This is a genomic window from Catenuloplanes japonicus (genome assembly GCF_000717135.1).
In the GTDB taxonomy this organism is placed as follows: domain Bacteria; phylum Actinomycetota; class Actinomycetes; order Mycobacteriales; family Micromonosporaceae; genus Catenuloplanes; species Catenuloplanes japonicus.
The window spans coordinates 231031-248264 of record NZ_JNXY01000001.1 but is presented as its reverse complement, the minus strand read 5'-3'; the positions used below and the strand labels follow the sequence as shown (position 1 = coordinate 248264).

The following is a 17234-nucleotide window of genomic DNA, read 5'->3' as shown; positions in this document are numbered from 1 at the left end:
ATCACGCCGTTTCCAGGTCGAGATAGAAGATCGACCCATGGGGTACGGCCGGGAGATAACCGGCATCGCCGCCGTTCGCACGCGCGAGACCTCGGACGATGTAGAGCCCGAGCCCGGTGCCGGGCCGGCTGGACGCGGTCCGGCGGGCGCGGCTGAATTGCGAGAAAAGCTGATCCCGGAATCCCTCGGGCACGCCTTCCCCCGCGTCACGCACCGCGATTCGTACCGTGTTTTCAGCCGTACGGGTGACGTCCACCGCGACTGCGCCACCACCGTACTTGGCCGCATTGGTCAGGTAGTTGACCAGCATCTGCTGCAGGTGGCCGCGGTTCACCAGCACAAAGAGCGAAAAATCGGCATTGACGGGTACGGATTGCGAGCCACTCAACTCGATCGCGGCCGCGATGGCGGGCCGGAGGTCGACCGGGTCCCTGTCCGCGTGCAACCGGCCCGCGTCCAGCGCCACCTGGGTCAGCACCTCGCGGACCAGCGTGTCCAGCCGCGCCGCCTGCCGCCCGATCAGCGCCAGCGCCTCGGTCATCTCCGTGAGGTCGCCGGGCCCGGCGGCCTGAGACCCGGGCGCCGCCATCTCCACCGTCGCCAGGATGGACATCAGCGGCGTCGCGATCTCGTGCCCGAGCATGCCGATCAGGTCGAGCTTCAGCTGGTTCGCGTCCTCGACCTCGGCCAGCGTCGCGGTCCGCTCCGTCAGCAGCCGGTTGATCTCCGCGTAGTCGTCCGCGTGCCGCAGCCCGCCGCTCAGGCTGTGCCCCAGCAGTTGCAGGTGCTGCGTGTCGCTGTCGTCGAACGCGTACGTCCGCCGGCTGGCCACCTTCAGCACGCCGGTGACGTGGTCCTCGGAGAGCAGCGGCGTGATCAGCATCGACCCGATGCCCACCCGCCGGCACAGCTCCTGATCCACGCGCGGGTCCGTGGCCGGGTCGTCGCAGCGCATGGTGACCGCCTCGCGGACCGCGTGCCCGCTCAGTGACGCGTTGGCGGGCAGTCGCAGCCCGGCGTGCGGCGCCATGGTGCCGGAGACCGCGGTGTAGACCATCTCGTCGCCGTCGCGCATCTCCACGGCCGCGCCGTCCGCCTGCGGGAACATCTCCAGCGCACGGTCCGCGACCAGCCGCAGCGTCTCGGCGCGGTCGGCCGCGGCCTCGATCACCTCGCGCTGGACCGCGATGGTCTGCCGCAGGCGCGCGGCGACCAGCGTGTTGTGCGACTCGGCCGCGCGTTCCGCGGTGACGTCCCGCGCGGCGACCACGGCACCGGAGACCGCGCCGGTGGCGTCGCGCAGCTGGCGGCCGGTGCAGACCAGGCGTCGGTCGCCGAGCATGATCTCCGCGTCGACGACGATCTCGCCGCGCAGCGCCCGGATCAGCGGGATCTCCTCGTACGTCATCGGTGAGCCGTCCGCGTGCCGCGCGCCGAGCCGTGCGAAGAGCACCGGCATCGGCACGGTCGGGGCCGGGTTGCCGTGCAGCTGGCGGGCGGCCGGGTTGACCGTGGTGATCACCGCGTCCGCGTCGCAGGCGAGGACGCCGTCGGAGAGGCTGTCCAGCACGGTGGCGAGGAACATCCGCTCGCGGCGCAGCCGTTCCTCGGCGGCGACGCGGTCGCTGATGTCGTGCAGGAACGCGTGGAACCACCAGACGCCCTCGACCTCGTTCGGCCAGATGACCACCTCGACCGTGACCACGTGGCCGTCGCGGTGCAGCGCGGGCAGCGCCAGCCGTTCGCCGGCGACGCGCGCCTCGCCGGTGGCCATGTAGCGCTTCATGCCGCCCGCGTGGGCCTCGCGCAGCGGTTCCGGGATGATCGTGTCGGCCAGGACGCGGCCGATGACCTCGGCGGCGTGCCAGCCGAGCAGGCGTTCCGCGGCCGGGTTCCAGGCGCGGATCAGGCCGTCGGAGTCCATCGACACGAACGCCTCGGTGGTGGTCTCCAGGACCCGGCGCAGGCCGATGGCCTCGGCGATCTCGTCCGCGCGCGCCTCGAGGTCGGCCAGCGCGGCCGCGACCTCCGGTCCGGGCACGGAGGGACCGGGAGACGACAGAGGCCGGGAGGCCACGGGCCACCACCTCCCGCAGGAAACATCCGCCGACATGACGATATAAGGCATAAAAGAGGACGAAGTAACGCTAACGCGCGGGGGCCGGTCCGCGGGTCGAATCGGGAAAAGCGGGTAAGCATCACCCCGGCCCGGACGGGCGGCCGTCCCACGTGTTTACTTTTCGGCATCGGTGGGCAGCGCGCCACCACGCGGCTTGACAAGACACAAGAACACCGGAGGGTACGCACTCGTGTTCGCGTCATGGGGTTCACTCATGCACCGCCTGCGCTGGACCACGGTGATCGTGGTCGTGGCCGCCTCCATCGCCTCCGGCGTGTGGGGTCTCGGCGTCTTCGGTCAGCTCTCCGAGGGCGGCTACATCGATCCGGGCAGCGAGTCGGCCCGTGCCGCCGAGGTCGCCGAGGAGGCACTCGGCCCGCAGGGCGGCGACGTCATCGTCATCTACACACCCGACGGCGGCAACGTCGACGATCCGGGCGTGGCCCAGGCCGTGACCGCGAGCCTGCAGGCACTCCCGTCCGACAAGGTCCAGGAGGCGAACTCGTACTGGCAGCTGGCCGCGTTCGCGAGCCAGGCCACGGCCGCGAATCCGCAGGACCCGCGTGCGGCACAGGCCGCCGCGCAGGCCGCCCAGTTCGCCACGCCGGACAAGCGCAGCGCGATCGCGCTGGTCACGCTGGCCGGCGCGACCGAGACGGAGAAGCTGGAGCACTTCCGCGATCTCAAGGACGCGTTCGCGGTGGACGGCGTCGAGACCAAGGTCGGCGGCGCGGCCGCGCTGCAGGACTCCACGTCGCAGCGGTCCAAGCAGGACCTGACGCTGGCCGAGGGCGTGTCGCTCCCGGTCGTACTCGTGCTGCTGGTCCTGATCTTCGGTTCGCTCGTCGCCGCCGCGCTGCCCGTGCTGGTCGGCGGCCTGGCCGTGCTCGGTGCGCTGGGCGTGCTGCACGTGATCGCGCTGACCACCGAGGTCAACTCGTTCGCCGTCAACGTGGCCAGCCTGCTCGGTCTCGGCATGGCGATCGACTACGGCCTGTTCATGGTGGGCCGGTTCCGCGAGGAGCTGGCCGCCGGACGCGCGACCGCGACCGCGGTGCGCAACACGGTGGCGACCGCGGGCCGTACCGTCGCGTTCTCCGCCACGCTCCTGATCATCGCGCTGGCCGGCCTGATGCTGTTCCCGCAGGGCTTCCTGAAGTCGCTGTCCTACGGTGGCATGTCCGCGGTCGCGCTGGCCGCGTTCACCTCGCTGACGCTGCTCCCGGCCATGCTCGGGCTGCTCGGCCCGCGCGTGGACAAGCTGGCGCTGCCGCGCCGGAAGAAGCAGATCAAGGGCGACAAACCTGTCGAGGGTACGGGCTGGGAGCGCCTCGCCCGGTTCGTGATGAAGCGCCCGGTGCTCATCGCGCTGCCCATCCTCGCGCTGCTGGTCTTCCTGGCCGTCCCGATCAAGGGTGTCGAGTTCGGCGAGATCGACGAGCGCGTGCTGCCCTCCGGCGACCCGGCCCGCGAGGCCCTCGCGGAGCTCAAGTCCGAGTTCCCGGCGATGAGCGGCACCGGCGTGCAGGTCGTGCTCAAGGGCGTCGACGCGGTCGCCGCCCAGCCGTTCGTCGCCGAGGTGGCGAACGTGGACGGCATCGGCGAGGCCACGATCTCCGGCGCGGAGAACGGCGTCACCGTGATCACCGCCGCGCTGGAGTCCGAGGACGCGCTGGACCGGACCTCGAAGGACGCGGTCGAGGCGATCCGCGGCCTGAACCCGCCGTCCGGCGCGGAACTGCTGGTCGGCGGCTTCTCCGCGCGCAACATGGACAGCATCGAGGCGACCACCGCGCAGCTGCCCTGGATGGTGCTGCTGCTGGCCGGCGCCACGCTGGTGCTGATGTTCCTGGCCTTCGGCTCGATCCTGCTGCCGGTCAAGGCCGTGGTGATGAGCGCGCTGAGCCTCACCGCCACGTTCGGCGTGCTGGTCTTCGTGTTCCAGGAGGGCCACGGCGCCGGGTTGCTGAACGTCACACCCGCGCCGCTGGAGGTCGGCATCGTGGTGCTGATGGCGGCCGTGGTCTTCGGCCTCTCCACCGACTACGAGGTCTTCCTGCTGTCCCGCATGGTCGAGGCGCGGGCGAAGGGCGCGTCCACCGCCGACGCCGTGGTCACCGGCATCGTCCGGACCGGCCGGGTGATCAGCGCCGCCGCGATCCTGCTGGTCGTGGTGACCGGTGCGTTCGCGCTGTCGTCGCTGACCATGATGCGTTTCATCGGCGTCGGCATGATCCTCGCGCTGGTCCTGGACGCCACCGTGGTCCGCATGCTCCTGGTCCCCGCCGTCATCCGCCTGCTCGGCGACGCCGCCTGGTGGGCCCCCGGCCCGCTGCGCCGCCTCCAGGAACGCGCCGGCCTCGCCGAGTCCGACGAGGTCGAGGAGGACGAGGTCCCCCTGGTCCCGTCCGGTTCCTGACGCACACCCCGCGAGGCGCCTCCCCGTCGTTCCACGGCGCGGGCGGCGCCTCGCGCCGTCCGGAAACCCCGCGACGACGAAAAGCGCAGTGCCGGAAGCACCGGGCGACGTTCGTAGGACCAGAATGAGGGGGTGTCCCTCACCGACGTCACCCGCGAACTGCTGATCCGCTATCTCGACACCTGGGCGCCCAGCGTGCTGTCCGGGGGGCGGCGTGCCACGTTCGCGCTGGTGTCGGCCACGCCGGTCAGCGTGCCGGCGGCGGAGGCGGCGTTGCGGGTGTTCGCGGAGTTCGCCGACCGGCTGCGCGGGCGCGAGCTGACCATGATCGTGGCGGGGCCGGGCGCGGACACGGCACGGGAACGGCTGACCGCGGTGCAGGCGGAGCTGCGCACGCCGGCCGCCCTGACCGTCCACACGCTCCCGGACGCGGCGCTGCTGCCGGCCGGGCTCACCGCCGCGCGGGCCACGGGCGCACCACTGCTGGTCGCGCTGGACGGCCCGGCGAGCAGGGAGACGTTGCGCCTGATCAAGGCCGGCCGCCCCGGCGAGCTGCTGATGATCACAGACGACACCACCTCGGGGGTACGCGACGCGGGCTTCTCGCTGCACGCGGCCGTGGAGCTGGTGGACGGCGACGGGCGCGCGCTGCTGCTCAGCCTGGGCACCCCGTCCGCGAAGAGCCTGGAGGCGTTCAAGAACGAGCTGTGGGCCGTCGACGAGTACGCGGGCGTGCGCCTCCGTGACCCCCGCGACCCGGAGGGCCGGCTGCTGGACATCTCGCTGAACCCGGACCCCGCCCCGCTGCGCCGCGAACTGCTGGACCATCTGGACGAGGTCGGCGCCTGCACGGTCACCGAACTGAAGCACTTCACCATGACCGACACCGCCTACCGCCCGGCCGACACGGTGCGCGCGCTGCACGGCCTGCTGGACAGCGAGGCCGTGACCCGCGAGCCGGAACACGGCCGCCTCGGCGGCGACGTCGTTATCGCCCTTACCTGATGGTCGTCGCTTCGCTCCTCCGGGCCGGGTTTCACCGTGGTCGGGGGAACCGCAGGCAAAGAACAGGGCGCCGCTGCCGTCTGGCTCGGAGTGCGGCGTCGGGCGGGGCGGGCGTACCCTCGCGTGATTTTGATCTTGGATTTTGAATCCTCAGTGAACGACGGGTGCAAGATCGGACCATCCGTGGCCGGACTGTTGCGGGTGTGGCAAGGTGTGACGGTGGCGCTTATCCCCGTCGGACACGGCAACGGACCCCAATTGCACCGCGCCGCCCGGATCGAGGACGCGGTGCACGAGGTCGTCGAGCGACGGCTGGTGAAGCGCGGCTGGGAGCCGACCGTGATCGGCTATGCGGGGTACGGCGCGCCCGGCTGGGTGCGGGTGATGGCGCGCGTGCTGCTGAGCCGCCCGGTGCCGAAGTCCGGCTGGTGGGCCCGGCGCGCGGCGTCGCAGAAGCCGCAGAGTCTGCGCGGCTGGCGCAGTTTCGCCACGGTGAGTCAGATGAACGCGCCGGTGACGATCACCGCGGGCGGTGTGGACCACCAGGCGGTCGGCGATCGCGGCGGGTTCGTGGACGCCGTGGTGCCGGCCGATCTGAAGCCGGGCTGGCAGACCGTGACGATCCAGAGCGGCGCGGGCGAGCCGGTCGAGGCGCCGGTGCAGATCCTGGAGCCCGGCCTCACGTTCGGCGTGATCTCCGACATCGACGACACGGTCATGGTGACCGCGCTGCCCCGGCCGATGCTCGCGGCGTGGAACACGTTCGTGCTGGACGAGCACGCGCGCGCGTCCGTGCCGGGCATGGCCGTGCTCTACGAGCGGCTGCGCACCGCGCACCCGGGCGCGCCCGTGTTCTACCTGTCCACCGGTGCGTGGAACGTGGCGCCCGCGCTGACCCGCTTCCTGCGCCGGCACCTCTATCCGGTCGGGCCGCTGCTGCTCACGGACTGGGGGCCGACGAAGGACCGGTGGTTCCGCAGCGGTCCCGAGCACAAGCGACTGACGCTGGAGCGGCTTTCCAAGGAGTTCCCGCAGGTACGGTGGCTGCTGATCGGCGACGACGGCCAGCACGACCCGGAGATCTACGCGGAGTTCGCCTCCAAGCATCCGGACAACGTGGCCGCGGTCGCGATCCGGCGCCTCTCCCCCGCGCAGGCGGTGCTGGCGGGCGGCCTGCCGTCGCTGCCGGAGTCGGACACGTCGGTGTCGTCGGCCCGGTTCGGCCGCAAGTGGCTGGGCGCGCCGGACGGCGCCGGTCTGTCGCAGCTGCTCACCGAGGCCGACCTGCTGTAATTTCGCTGGTATGCACCACAAAGGGAGCCCGGCGGACGTCATCCCGTTGCAGTACCACGCGCAGATGCTGCTGGACGAGCGGCGGATGGGCGCGTTCCAGGACGCGATCATGCGCGTGGTCGGGCCCGGCATGCGGGTGCTGGAGCTGGGCGCGGGCACCGGTGTGCTGGCCCACTTCGCGGCCGTGGCGGGCGCGGCGTCGGTGACCGCGGTGGAGCGGGAACTCAGCGTGTACGAGGCGGCGTCGCGCGCGCTGGCCGCGCACGGTGACGACGTGCGGGTGGTGCACGGGGATGCGCGGTCGTTCACGCCGTCCGGCCCGGTCGACGTGGTGATCTGCGAGATGCTGCACGTCGGGCTGCTGCGGGAGCGGCAGGTCGAGGTGATCCGCGCGTTCCGCAGCTCTTACGACGGCCCGCCGCCGCTGTACCTCCCCTGCGCCACCATCCAGGCAGTCCAGCCCGTGTCCCAAAATTTCACGTTTTATGGGTACACGGTGGCGGCACCACTGTTCCAGGAGCCGTCGGTGACCCAGTCACGGACGGTAGAACTCGCGCGACCGGACGTGTTCCAGAGCTTCTTCTACGGCGACGAGCTGCCATCATCCTGCGCCGGGAATGTCGTATTTGTCGTACAGACCGGCGGCACGCTCAACGCGGTGCGGATGATCACGAAAAATCTGCTCACCGAGGACCCGGAACCGGTGGAATGGCTGATGAACTACCTGGTCGTGCCGCTGCCCGAGCCCACGGAGGTGGCCGCGGGCGACACTGTGCGTATCCGGTTCGCCTACCGTCCGGGTGACGAGATCCCGGACCTGATGGCCTCACTGCACGCCGAGGTGCTGTCGCCCGCGACCTCGGGATAGTTTGGAGCCGGTAAGCATTCACAGCGAACGGAGCCGTTCCATGAGCAAGCCGCAGGTCGCCCCGCACGAGGGTCCGGCGCCCACGGACCTGATCGTCGAGGACCTCGAGGTCGGCACCGGCGCGGAGGCCACCAAGGGCCGTCACGCCGTGGTCCACTACGTGGGCATCGCGCACTCCACCGGCGCCGAGTTCGACGCGTCGTACAACCGCGGTGACACGTTCTCGTTCCCGGTCGGCGGCGGCCGGGTCATCGGCGGCTGGGACCAGGGCGTCGAGGGCATGAAGGTCGGCGGCCGGCGCCGGCTCGTCATCCCGCCGCACCTGGGCTACGGCCAGGCGGGCGCGGGCGGCGGCCTGATCGCCCCCGGCGAGACACTGATCTTCGTGGTGGACCTGGTCGACGTCAAGTAGACGGTCCTACGTATGGGCCGGTTGAGCGATCAGCCGGCCCATCGCGTCCGCGTCCATCGGGCGCCAGAAGTGATATCCCTGACCGGTCGTGCAGCCGAGCAGCAGCAGCTCACGCACCTGCGCCTCGGTCTCCACACCCTCCGCGACCAGGCTCAGCCGCAGGATCTGGCTCAGCCGGATCACCGCCTCGGTGACCGCGGACCCCTCCGGCTCGCCGTTCAGCTCGCCGACGAAGCTGCGGTCCAGCTTCAGCACGTCCACCGGCAGCCGCGTCAGGTAGCGCAGCGACGAATAGCCGGTGCCGAAGTCGTCGACCGCGATCCGGATCCCCTGCGCGCGCAGCCCTTCCAGCACCGGGATGTCGGTCCGCTCCGTGACCAGCGCGCTCTCGGTCAGCTCCAGCACCAGGTGCCGCGGCGGCAACCCGGCCCGGTTCAGCACCGCGGCCACCCGCGCGGGCAGCTCCGGCTCGCGCAGCTGGTGGGCGCTCAGGTTCACGGTCACGTAGAAGTCCGGCATCACGGCCCGCCACGCGGCCGCCTGCTCCGCGGCCTCGCGCAGCACGAACATGCCCAGCTCGCCGATCACGCCGATCTTCTCGGCCAGCGGCACGAACACGTCCGGGAAGATCTGCCGCTCCGGGCGCGGCCAGCGGACCAGCGCCTCCGCGCCGACCATCCGGCCGTCCGCCAGGTCCACGATCGGCTGGTAGACCACGGCCAGCCGGCCGCCGCGGATCGCGTTGGTCAGCTCGTCCGCGAGCAGGCCCTCGGCCAGATCCTCCGCGGTCTGCGCGTAGACCTGCCAGCCGTGCGAGTGGCGGCGCTTCGCGGCGTACATGGCGGAGTCCGCGTGCGCGAGCACCTCGGTGGGGACCAGGCCGGGCTCGGTGAGCGCGATGCCGACGCTCATCCGGATCCCGGACACCTCGGGGGTCCGCACGGCGCGCGCGGCCGCCAGGATGCGTTCCGCGACCATGACCGCCTGCTCCGGCGCCGTGACGTCGGCCAGCACCACCGCGAACTCGTCGCCGCCGAGCCGGGCCGCCACGTCCGCCTTGCGCAGCGACCGGGTCAGCACCGCGGCGAACTCGGCCAGCACCCGGTCGCCGGCCTCGTGCCCGTGCCCGTCGTTGATCTGCTTGAAGCCGTCCAGGTCGAACAGCAGCACGGCCGCGTTCCCCGCGTCCACGGCCGCGTCCAGTGCTTCGCGCAGCCGGATCCGGTTGGCCAGCCCGGTGAGGCTGTCCGTGGTGGCGAGCCGCTGGTTCTCCTGCAGCGACGACCACTGGCGTACCGCGACCGCGCTGGTCATCACGATCACGCCGAGCACCAGCCCGGCCCACGGGAACAGGTCGTCGTGCCGCAGCGCGGCCACCAGCAGGCCGTAGCCCATGCCGAGCGCGAGGAAGGGCAGGTGCGCGATGCCGGGTACGCCCCGCTGGTGCCGCCGCCGCGCGGTGTCCCGGTCCAGGCGCGCGTGCCGGATCTGCTGCCCCGCCGCCAGCACTATCAGGAACATGCCGGTCAGCATCCACACGCCCAGCCCCGCCTGCTGGCTCTCGCTGCGGTACGGGTGCACGCCGCTGCGCACGGTCAGGTACGACGTCCACACGTCGCAGGCCAGGTAGACGATCACGCCGGCCAGCAGCGTGGGCAGCGGGTGCCGCAGGCTGTGCACCGCGCCGCGCAGCAGCACCGCGCAGATGCCGAAGATGACGAGCAGATCCTCCAGCGGGAACGCGAGCGTGGCCGTGGAGATCGGGTCCAGCCGCACCGGCCGGTTCAGCGCCGGGCCGAGGATGAAGTACCAGGTGAGCATGAACCCGCCGCCGGCCACCGTGGCCATGTCCAGCCCGAACTTGAGCCACTCGCGCCGGTTCATCCGCCGCTGCGGGAACATCATCACGCCGGCCAGCAGCGCCACGCCCTGCAGCAGCGTGCCGGCAACGGTCCCCCACCACAGCACGCCGGACGCCCGGGAGCCCCCGCTGACGGCCGCGGCCAGACCCGGTCCCGCGGACAGCCAGAGCAGCCAGGAGAGCAGGATCAGCTGCCACGGTCTTCGCTGGTGCGGCGTGGTGCGGCGGTCGAACGCGGCCCAGCCGGTCAGCACGACGCCGAGCGCCTGCATGCCGATGAACGCGCCGCCGGCGACCGGCTCCGGCGGCACGTCCGTCAGGAGGACGGCCGCCAGGCCGCCCAGCCCGCCCAGATAGGCCAGCACGGGCAGCACGACCGGCCACAACGCTCGACGCAGCACTCTTCCCAGATCGGCCGGGAGCAGTGGCGCTTTAGCCTACGGCGACCGTTTCCTTCTCCCGGCGCTCGCTGCCCTCCCGGGGTGGCCCGGTCAGGCCGTAGAGCAGCAGGCCGGTGAGCATGTCCACGATCTCCTCCTCGGAGGCGGCGGGCGCGAACTCGCCGGCGGTCAGCAGCGCGTACCCGAACATGGACAGCATCGCGCCCATCGCGGCCGCGACCATCTCCGGCGTGCCGGGCAGCGGGTGCCCCTGCTGCTCCAGCGTCTCCAGGTGCTGCCGCAGGATGTCCGTGTCCTCCAGCAGCGTCCGCCAGCCGCGCCCGGCCGCGAGGTTGTCCGTCATCGCGGACTGCATGAGCGCGACCACGACCGGCAGGTGGTCACGCAGCACGATCCAGGCGGTGCCGATGTGCGCGCGCAGCTGGCCGCGGTCGCGCAGGTCGTGCTCCTCCGGGTGTGCCTCGGCCGCGATGGTGGCGTCCGCGTGCGCGTTCATGTCGTGGACCAGCGCCTGCAGCAGCTCCTCCTTGCCGGCGAAGTGGTCGTAGAACGACCCGGTGGCCCGCCCGGCCGTGGTGGTGATGTCGGTGATCTTCGTATTGAGGTACCCCTGCTCCGCGAAGAGCTGCCGGGCCGCCGTCTTCAACGCCGCCTCGGTCTCCGCCGCCTTGACCTGCCGCACACCCACGGGCCCGCTCCTTCGCATGTGTCGCCTCTTCCCTGTTCAGGATGAGACCCGCTACAGTGAACCGCAATTCGGCGAATTCAAATTCACCAAAGCCACGGGGGTACGTTCATGCAGGTCACCATCGTCGGAGCCGGGATCGCGGGCTCCGCCACCGCCATCGGGCTCGCCTCGCTCGGCCACCGGGTCACCGTGCTGGAGGCCGGTCCCGCGCTCGCGCACGGCGGCTCGTTCATCAGCCGATCCTCGTGACGATTCCGACGGCCACCGGGCCTTCGGTGCCGCCGATCTGGTCGTCGCAGCGGACGGGCTGCGGTCGCCGATCCGGGCGGAGCTGGACCCGGCCTCGGCGGAACCGGTCTACGCCGGGCTCTGCACGGTCGCGGGCGTCTCCGCGCTGTCGCTGCCCGCGGACGCGGCCCGGCCCTCCGCGTTCAACATGACGTTCTGCCGCAACGGCGCGTTCATCCACCTGGCCGCGCCGGACGGCACCGTGTGGTGGCAGGCCCAGATCACCGGGCCACTGTCCGCACTGGACGTGCGCACCGCCTTCGCGGACGCCCCGGTGCCGGCCGCGATCGTGGCCGCGGCCACCTCGATCGACCGCCCGCAGCCGCACCACCTGCTCGATCCGGCGCCGGCGGTCTGGCACACGGACCGGGTGGTGCTGCTCGGTGACGCGCTGCACCCGATCGGCGCCGGGCAGGGCGCGGCGATGGCGCTGGAGGACGCGGTCGCGCTGACCGGCGCGGTGCGCGCGGCGTCCACCGTGGAGGAAGCGCTCGCGGCCTACGAGACAGCGCGCCGGCCGCGCGTCACGAAGGTGCTGCGCACGGCCGACGACAACCGGGGCGTGAAGCTGGAGGGCCGGCTACAGCGCACCCTCCGGGAACTGATCATGCCGGTCGTCCTCCGCCACGGCTTCGAGCGTGCGACCGGCTGGCTCTACGACTACGACCCTCGGACCACGGCCGTCCGGTAGCCCCGGGTTTGCCGGACCACGGCGGAACCGGCTCCTCGCGTCGTGCGGAGCGCCGGCGGAGCCCGACGCGAGGTTTGCCCGCGGGAGCAGCGCTGCCGGACCACGCCGGAAGCGGGCAAGCAAGATCTTGATCTGGGGTCGTCGCCTCTCGGCCGGCGCGGATACCGGCGGCAAGACGCCGGCCAGACCATCACGTCAGCGGGCTCGGGGTCTGGGGTCGCCCCCAGGCAGGCTCAGCGGGGTCGTCCCCAGGCAGGCTCAGCGGGGTCGCTCCCAGGCAGGCTCACGCGAAGTGGACGGTGCCCACGTCGCCGCCGGTGTCGGCGGCGTGGCGGCCGCGGCTGGTGATGCGGCCGGGGATCTGGCGGCCGAGGACGGTGCCGTCGAGCAGGCGGGCCACCTGGTAGGGGTCGTATCCGGTGAAGTAGCCGAGCAGCCAGTCGCCGTATCCCGGCGTGTCGTAGTAGGGCTGCTGACCGCCGGGGCCGATCACGGAGCGGACCGCGGCGGCGCGGCCGGACGCGACCCGCGCGTGGTCGGCCTCGCAGACCGGGATGCGGCGCGGCGCGGTCGACGGGTGCGGTGCCCACTCGACCTCGCGGGTGGCCGGCCCGTGCGCCGGGTCGAACAGGCAGGGCGGCGCGTCCGCCGGCGCCGGTCGCCCGATCGCGAGCGCGGACGCGCGGGACAGGTGGCGGCCGGCCGAGGCCAGCGCGCCGGTCGCCGCGGTCAGGTGCTCGCGGCCTTCGGGCACGGTGCGCCACAGGTGCGCCTCGGTGGTGGCCTCGCGCAGCTTGTCCGCGACGCGGTCCAGCTCGGCCTTGGCGCCGAGGTCGGCGACGCCGGTCCGCGCGGCGCTGAGCCGTGCGTTCAGCGCGGTGACGTCGGCCTCGAGGATCGTTCCGAGCATGGCGCCGGCGGCCACGCTCTCGTCGGCCATCAGGCCGGCGCCCGCGTACTCCGGATCGCCGGGCGCGCCGGAGGTGGCCACGACCGCCCGGGTCGCGGCCAGAAGCGCTCGCTCCCGCCGCACCGCACGCAACGTCACGAGGGAGACAAGCATGAAACCACACGAGGCGACGGCGAGCGCCGCCGCCACCCAGACGTACATCGGCACTCCCGAAGTTCTACTGCTCATTGGATGATCCGACAGTCAGGTATCGGACTTTCGTACCGCCAGAACCGCGAGTTTGTGCATATGGGATTCCCACGTCTGTCGTAAACGGGTGGTCCGGCACGGCGCCCACCTGTACTAATGGCTCTCGTGATCACGAAATACCCTCGGACGCCGCACCTGGCCGGATCGCGCCTCCAGCCGGGCGACGAGGACCTGTCGCAGATCCCGTTCGCGGACCTCCGCGGACGGCACCTCGTCGTCGAGGAGAAACTGGACGGCGCGAACGCGGCGATCAGCTTCACCGGTGACGGTGAGCTACGGCTGCAGTCCCGGGGGCACTACCTGACCGGCGGGCCGCGCGAGCGCCAGTTCGCGCCGTTCAAGTCGTGGGCGGCCACGGTCGCGCCGGTGCTGCGACCGATCCTCACGGACCGGTTCGTGCTCTACGGCGAGTGGATGTACGCGAAGCACACGGTCTTCTACGACGCGCTCCCGCACTACTTCTGCGAGTTCGACATCCTGGACCGGACCACCGGCGCGTTCCTGGACACGCCGGGCCGGCACGCGATGCTGGCCGGCACGCCCGTGGTCAGCGTCCCGGTGCTGCGCTCCGGCGGTTTCTCCACGCCCGCGTCGCTGACCTCGCTGGTGGGGCCGTCCACGGTACGCACACCGGCCTGGCGCGACTCGCTGCGCACGGCCGCGGCCGAGGCCGGCGTCGACCCGGATCGCGCGGTCGCGGAGACGGACACCGGCGACGACATGGAGGGCCTCTACCTCAAGCACGAGGAGGACGGCCGGGTCGTCGCCCGCTACAAATGGGTGCGTGCCGGATTCCTGCAGGCCGTGCTGGACTCCGGCTCGCACTGGGCGGACCGGCCGATCGTGCCGAACCGGCTGGCCGACCCGGAGGTGATGTATGCGGGTCTTTGAGGAGCTGTGCCCGGACGCTCCGGCGTGGACGGTGCCGTGGCCGCGGATCGCCGAGACGTTCGACTGGATCCGGCGGCTGGAGGGCGTGCCGCAGGACGCGGTGCACCACGGCGAGGGTGACGTGGCCGTGCACACCCGGATGGCCGCGGAGGCGCTGGCCGCGCAGCCGGAGTGGCGGGCGCTGCCGGCGGGCGAGCGGGTGCGCCTGTTCGCCGCCGTACTGCTGCACGACGTGGCGAAGCCGGACTGCACGCGCGTCGAGGACGACGGCCGGATCACCGCGCACGGGCACTCCCGGCGCGGTGACCTGACCGTGCGGCGGATCCTGTGGGAGCTGGGCGCGCCGCGGGCCTGGCGGGAGCACGTGGCCGCGCTGGTCCGGCACCATCAGGTCCCGTTCTGGGCGCTGGAACGGCCGGACCTGGAGCAGATCGTGCTGCGCGCGAGCCTGGTCACCCGCAACCGGGACCTGGCCATGCTCGCGATCGCGGACATCACGGGCCGGATCTGCGGCGACCTGGAGCAGGTGCTGGAGAACATCGCGCTGTTCCGGGAGTACTGCGCGGACCTCGGTGTGCTGGACGGGCCGTGGCCGTTCGCGTCCGACCACGCCCGGTTCAGGTACTTCCGCACGCCCGGCCGCGACCCCCGCTACGCCGCCTTCGACGACACGCGGCTGACCATGACCGTGCTGTCCGGCCTGCCCGGCGTCGGCAAGGACACCTGGATCGCCACCCACGCCGGCGACCGCGCGGTGGTCAGCCTGGACGCGATCCGCGCCCGCCTGGGCATCTCGCCCGCGGACGGCCAGCGGGCCGTGGCCGCGGCCGCGCACGAGGAGGCGCGCGTGCACCTGCGCGCCCGCCGGGACTTCGTCTGGAACGCCACCAACATCTCCCGCCAGCACCGCGACCTGTGCATCGGCCTGGGTGCGGCCTATCACGCGCGGGTGGAGATCGTGGCGCTGGAGGCCCCGCGCGACACCGTCCGCCGTCAGAACGCGGGCCGGGACGTCCCGGTGCCCCAGCCGGTCATCGACCGCCTGATCGGCAAGTGGGAGGCCCCGGATCTCACCGAGGCCCACCGGATCATCGAGGCCTGAGGTGTCGCGGCCGGCGTGACGTCACCGGCGGCCACACCGCCCGGTGCTGGTGATCGCCGGGGCCTAGCCGCGATCACCAACACCGGCCAGGACTACGGCACCACCGGGCCGGCCTGCTCGCCGCGGCGCTCGGCGGCGCCCGGGAGCGTGGTCGTGGTGATGGCCGCCGGCGCGGCGACCGGGGCGGTGACGGTGGCGCCGGTGGCCGGGAGCGTCACGGAGCTGCGGCCGGCGTCGACCGTGACGGTGGCGTTCTGATCATTCGTCACCGTGTACTGCGGGTCGCTCTGGCCGAGCACCAGGCCCAGCACGTGGCCGGCCGGCAGCGTCGCGTCGTAGTGCATCAGCGGGATCGTCACGTCGTACCACGTGCCGGGCTGCAGCGGCGTGGTGAACCGCAGCGACTTGTAGTGCGCCGCGTCCTTCCAGCCGCGGGTCAGCACCGCGTGGTCCGTCGTGGCCGTGACCTCGGCCGTGTCCAGGTAGCAGGCGTTGTCCGTGGCCGAGGCCGCGCCCCAGCAGGACTCGGTGCCGAGCGTGACCACGCCCTCGGACCGGAAGTGGTCGACGCGGGTCGCGCTGCCGTAGTCGACGAGCCGTGCGGAGAGCGCGGTGGTCGGCTTGTCCACCTGGATGCGCAGCTTCACGGACGCGTCGCCGGAGATCCGCAGCGGCGCGGTCAGCGGTGCGGAGACGAACGCGAGCCGGCCCGGCACGACCGTGGTCGGGTTCGCCACCAGCGCGTCCTCCCGCAGCGACTCGTCCGTGTAGGTCTTGGTCACGCCCCGGCCCTTCGCCCCGGCGCCGAGCGTGCCGTCGCCCAGCGGCAGCTCCCGGTCGCGGGCGCCCTTCGCCGGCCAGTCGCGCTCGTCCTGCCACACGCCGGGTGCGGTCTCCAGCGTGGCGCGCGGCTCGCGGTCGATGCCGTTGCGCAGGCCCTGGAGGTAGAAGTCGAACCAGCGGTGCAGCGTGCTGACCCACTCCGCGCGGCGGACGTCGAACGGGTCCTCGTGGCCCGCCTGGTAGAGCCACAGCTTGCGGGGCACGTCGTTCTCCGCGAGCGCGTCCCACCACTGGCCGAACTGGCGGGTCGAGACGTTCTTGTCGTTGACGCCGTGCGCGATGAACACGGACGCCCGGACCTTGCCCGCGGCCGGCCGGTAGTCGCGCTCGGCCCAGTAGGGCGTGAAGTCGCCGGTGTCCTCGCCGCTGTCCGCCCGCAGCTTCGTGACCAGCGCGGCGCACGCGGCGTCGGGACGGCCGTTCACGTAGGAGTGCAGGAAGTACGGATAGTCCTCGGAGCGCAGCAGGCCGTGGTAGCGCTGGTAGTCGTACCAACTGCTTATCGCGCCGATCGGGACGATCGTCTCCAGCCCGCGGACGCCGGTCGCGGCCACGCCGTTGGCGACCGAGCCGTCCCACGACTTGCCGATCATGCCGACCTTGCCGGTGGTCCAGGACGCGGTGGCCTTCTTCCCGTCCGCGGTGAAGCCGTTGGCCCGGCCGTTGAGCCAGTCGACCACGGCCTTCGCGCTGGCCACCTCGGCGGGGCCGCCGACGTCCTCACAGCCGGTGGAGCGCGCGGTGCCGGACAGGTCGACGCCGACGAACCCGTACCCCCGGGGCACGAAGTAGTTGTCGTAGTAGAGCGGCATGAGCGCGACGTTGCCGTTGGCGTCGTACTGCTTCAGCTCGCTCTCGTTACCGCGGCCGCAGCAGGTGTAATAGGGCGAGGCCTCCATGACGACCGGCACGCGCGTGGTGGCCTCGCGCGGGCGGACGATGTCGGCCGCGATGCGGTCGCGCACGCCGTCGCCGTCGGAGTCGAGCGGCGTCTCCACGTAGACCGTCTCGCGGATCGCGGTGGCGTAGTCGTAGACGGGAACGGTCTCCGTGCCCCGCACGTGCCGTGGCCCGCCGTGCGCCGCAGCCGGCGCGCCCGCGCCGATCACGGCGGTGAGCACCGCGAGAAAGACCACTACGGACCTGCGCACCATCCGCACTCCAATGATCAAGCCTGATGAACTACGAGCATGT

The 17234-nt window shown here is 72.2% G+C and carries 14 protein-coding genes; 9 read left to right on the top strand and 5 right to left on the bottom strand.

Going from position 1 to position 17234, the window contains the following annotated elements; genetic code table 11:
- Window position 1: 1 nt before the first annotated feature.
- A complete protein-coding gene (locus OP04_RS01185; protein ID WP_033337534.1) occupies window positions 2–2041 on the bottom strand; it encodes a sensor histidine kinase in 2040 nt (679 codons plus the stop codon).
- A gap of 292 nt (window positions 2042–2333) precedes the next feature.
- On the opposite strand from OP04_RS01185, the gene OP04_RS01180 reads away from it, so the two are divergent.
- The 5 genes from OP04_RS01180 (at window position 2334) to OP04_RS01160 (ending at window position 8116) form a co-directional block, all read left to right on the top strand.
- Window positions 2334–4538, top strand: coding sequence for an MMPL family transporter (locus OP04_RS01180; protein WP_033337533.1), 2205 nt, complete (start codon window positions 2334–2336; stop codon window positions 4536–4538).
- 132 nt (window positions 4539–4670) lie between these two features.
- Window positions 4671–5543 carry a hypothetical protein gene (locus tag OP04_RS01175; protein WP_033337532.1) on the top strand — a complete coding sequence of 291 codons (873 nt, stop codon included), beginning with the start codon at window positions 4671–4673 and terminating at the stop codon, window positions 5541–5543.
- A 219-nt stretch (window positions 5544–5762) separates the two neighbouring features.
- Window positions 5763–6836 carry an App1 family protein gene (locus tag OP04_RS01170; protein ID WP_033337974.1) on the top strand — a complete coding sequence of 358 codons (1074 nt, stop codon included), beginning with the start codon at window positions 5763–5765 and terminating at the stop codon, window positions 6834–6836.
- A 10-nt stretch (window positions 6837–6846) separates the two neighbouring features.
- The gene (locus OP04_RS01165; RefSeq protein ID WP_033337531.1) at window positions 6847–7704 is read left to right on the top strand and encodes a methyltransferase domain-containing protein; all 858 of its coding nucleotides are present in this window, start codon (window positions 6847–6849) and stop codon (window positions 7702–7704) included.
- A 40-nt stretch (window positions 7705–7744) separates the two neighbouring features.
- Complete coding sequence (locus tag OP04_RS01160) at window positions 7745–8116, top strand: FKBP-type peptidyl-prolyl cis-trans isomerase (RefSeq protein WP_033337530.1); 372 nt, start codon at window positions 7745–7747, stop codon at window positions 8114–8116.
- A 6-nt stretch (window positions 8117–8122) separates the two neighbouring features.
- Here OP04_RS01160 and OP04_RS48980 read toward each other — a convergent pair whose 3' ends face one another.
- Window positions 8123–10378: a putative bifunctional diguanylate cyclase/phosphodiesterase gene (locus OP04_RS48980; protein WP_157239082.1), complete on the bottom strand. Its 2256-nt coding sequence runs from the start codon at window positions 10376–10378 to the stop codon at window positions 8123–8125.
- A gap of 31 nt (window positions 10379–10409) precedes the next feature.
- Entirely contained in the window at window positions 10410–11066 is a 657-nt protein-coding gene (locus OP04_RS01150) for a TetR/AcrR family transcriptional regulator (RefSeq protein ID WP_051796903.1), read from the bottom strand.
- A gap of 108 nt (window positions 11067–11174) precedes the next feature.
- Between OP04_RS01150 and OP04_RS55380 the strand changes: the two genes are divergently transcribed.
- Entirely contained in the window at window positions 11175–11315 is a 141-nt protein-coding gene (locus tag OP04_RS55380; protein ID WP_232323459.1) for an FAD-dependent oxidoreductase, read from the top strand.
- A gap of 37 nt (window positions 11316–11352) precedes the next feature.
- The gene (locus tag OP04_RS51320; RefSeq protein WP_232323458.1) at window positions 11353–12045 is read left to right on the top strand and encodes an FAD-dependent oxidoreductase; all 693 of its coding nucleotides are present in this window, start codon (window positions 11353–11355) and stop codon (window positions 12043–12045) included.
- A gap of 283 nt (window positions 12046–12328) precedes the next feature.
- Here OP04_RS51320 and OP04_RS01140 read toward each other — a convergent pair whose 3' ends face one another.
- The gene (locus OP04_RS01140) at window positions 12329–13183 is read right to left on the bottom strand and encodes a hypothetical protein (protein ID WP_157239079.1); all 855 of its coding nucleotides are present in this window, start codon (window positions 13181–13183) and stop codon (window positions 12329–12331) included.
- Window positions 13184–13309: 126 nt separating this feature from the next.
- Between OP04_RS01140 and OP04_RS01135 the strand changes: the two genes are divergently transcribed.
- Together OP04_RS01135 and OP04_RS01130 are read left to right on the top strand one after the other, a co-directional pair.
- A complete protein-coding gene (locus OP04_RS01135) occupies window positions 13310–14095 on the top strand; it encodes an RNA ligase family protein (protein WP_033337970.1) in 786 nt (261 codons plus the stop codon).
- A complete protein-coding gene (locus tag OP04_RS01130; RefSeq protein ID WP_033337528.1) occupies window positions 14082–15197 on the top strand; it encodes an AAA family ATPase in 1116 nt (371 codons plus the stop codon). Before OP04_RS01135 ends, OP04_RS01130 begins: the two co-directional genes overlap by 14 nt.
- 92 nt (window positions 15198–15289) lie before the next feature.
- Here OP04_RS01130 and OP04_RS01125 read toward each other — a convergent pair whose 3' ends face one another.
- Entirely contained in the window at window positions 15290–17194 is a 1905-nt protein-coding gene (locus OP04_RS01125; protein WP_051796901.1) for a Xaa-Pro dipeptidyl-peptidase, read from the bottom strand.
- Window positions 17195–17234 lie beyond the last annotated feature (40 nt).

What these genes read in the sequence shown, in the direction of transcription:
- OP04_RS01180 (WP_033337533.1), top strand. Translation starts at nt 2,334, where the DNA reads ATGCACCGCCTGCGCTGGACCACGGTGATCGTGGTCGTGGCCGCCTCC.
- OP04_RS01165 (WP_033337531.1), top strand. Translation starts at nt 6,847, where the DNA reads ATGCACCACAAAGGGAGCCCGGCGGACGTCATCCCGTTGCAGTACCAC.
- OP04_RS01160 (WP_033337530.1), top strand. Translation starts at nt 7,745, where the DNA reads ATGAGCAAGCCGCAGGTCGCCCCGCACGAGGGTCCGGCGCCCACGGAC.
- OP04_RS55380 (WP_232323459.1), top strand. Translation starts at nt 11,175, where the DNA reads ATGCAGGTCACCATCGTCGGAGCCGGGATCGCGGGCTCCGCCACCGCC.
- OP04_RS01140 (WP_157239079.1), bottom strand. Translation starts at nt 13,183, where the DNA reads ATGAGCAGTAGAACTTCGGGAGTGCCGATGTACGTCTGGGTGGCGGCG.
- OP04_RS01130 (WP_033337528.1), top strand. Translation starts at nt 14,082, where the DNA reads ATGCGGGTCTTTGAGGAGCTGTGCCCGGACGCTCCGGCGTGGACGGTG.
- OP04_RS01125 (WP_051796901.1), bottom strand. Translation starts at nt 17,194, where the DNA reads ATGGTGCGCAGGTCCGTAGTGGTCTTTCTCGCGGTGCTCACCGCCGTG.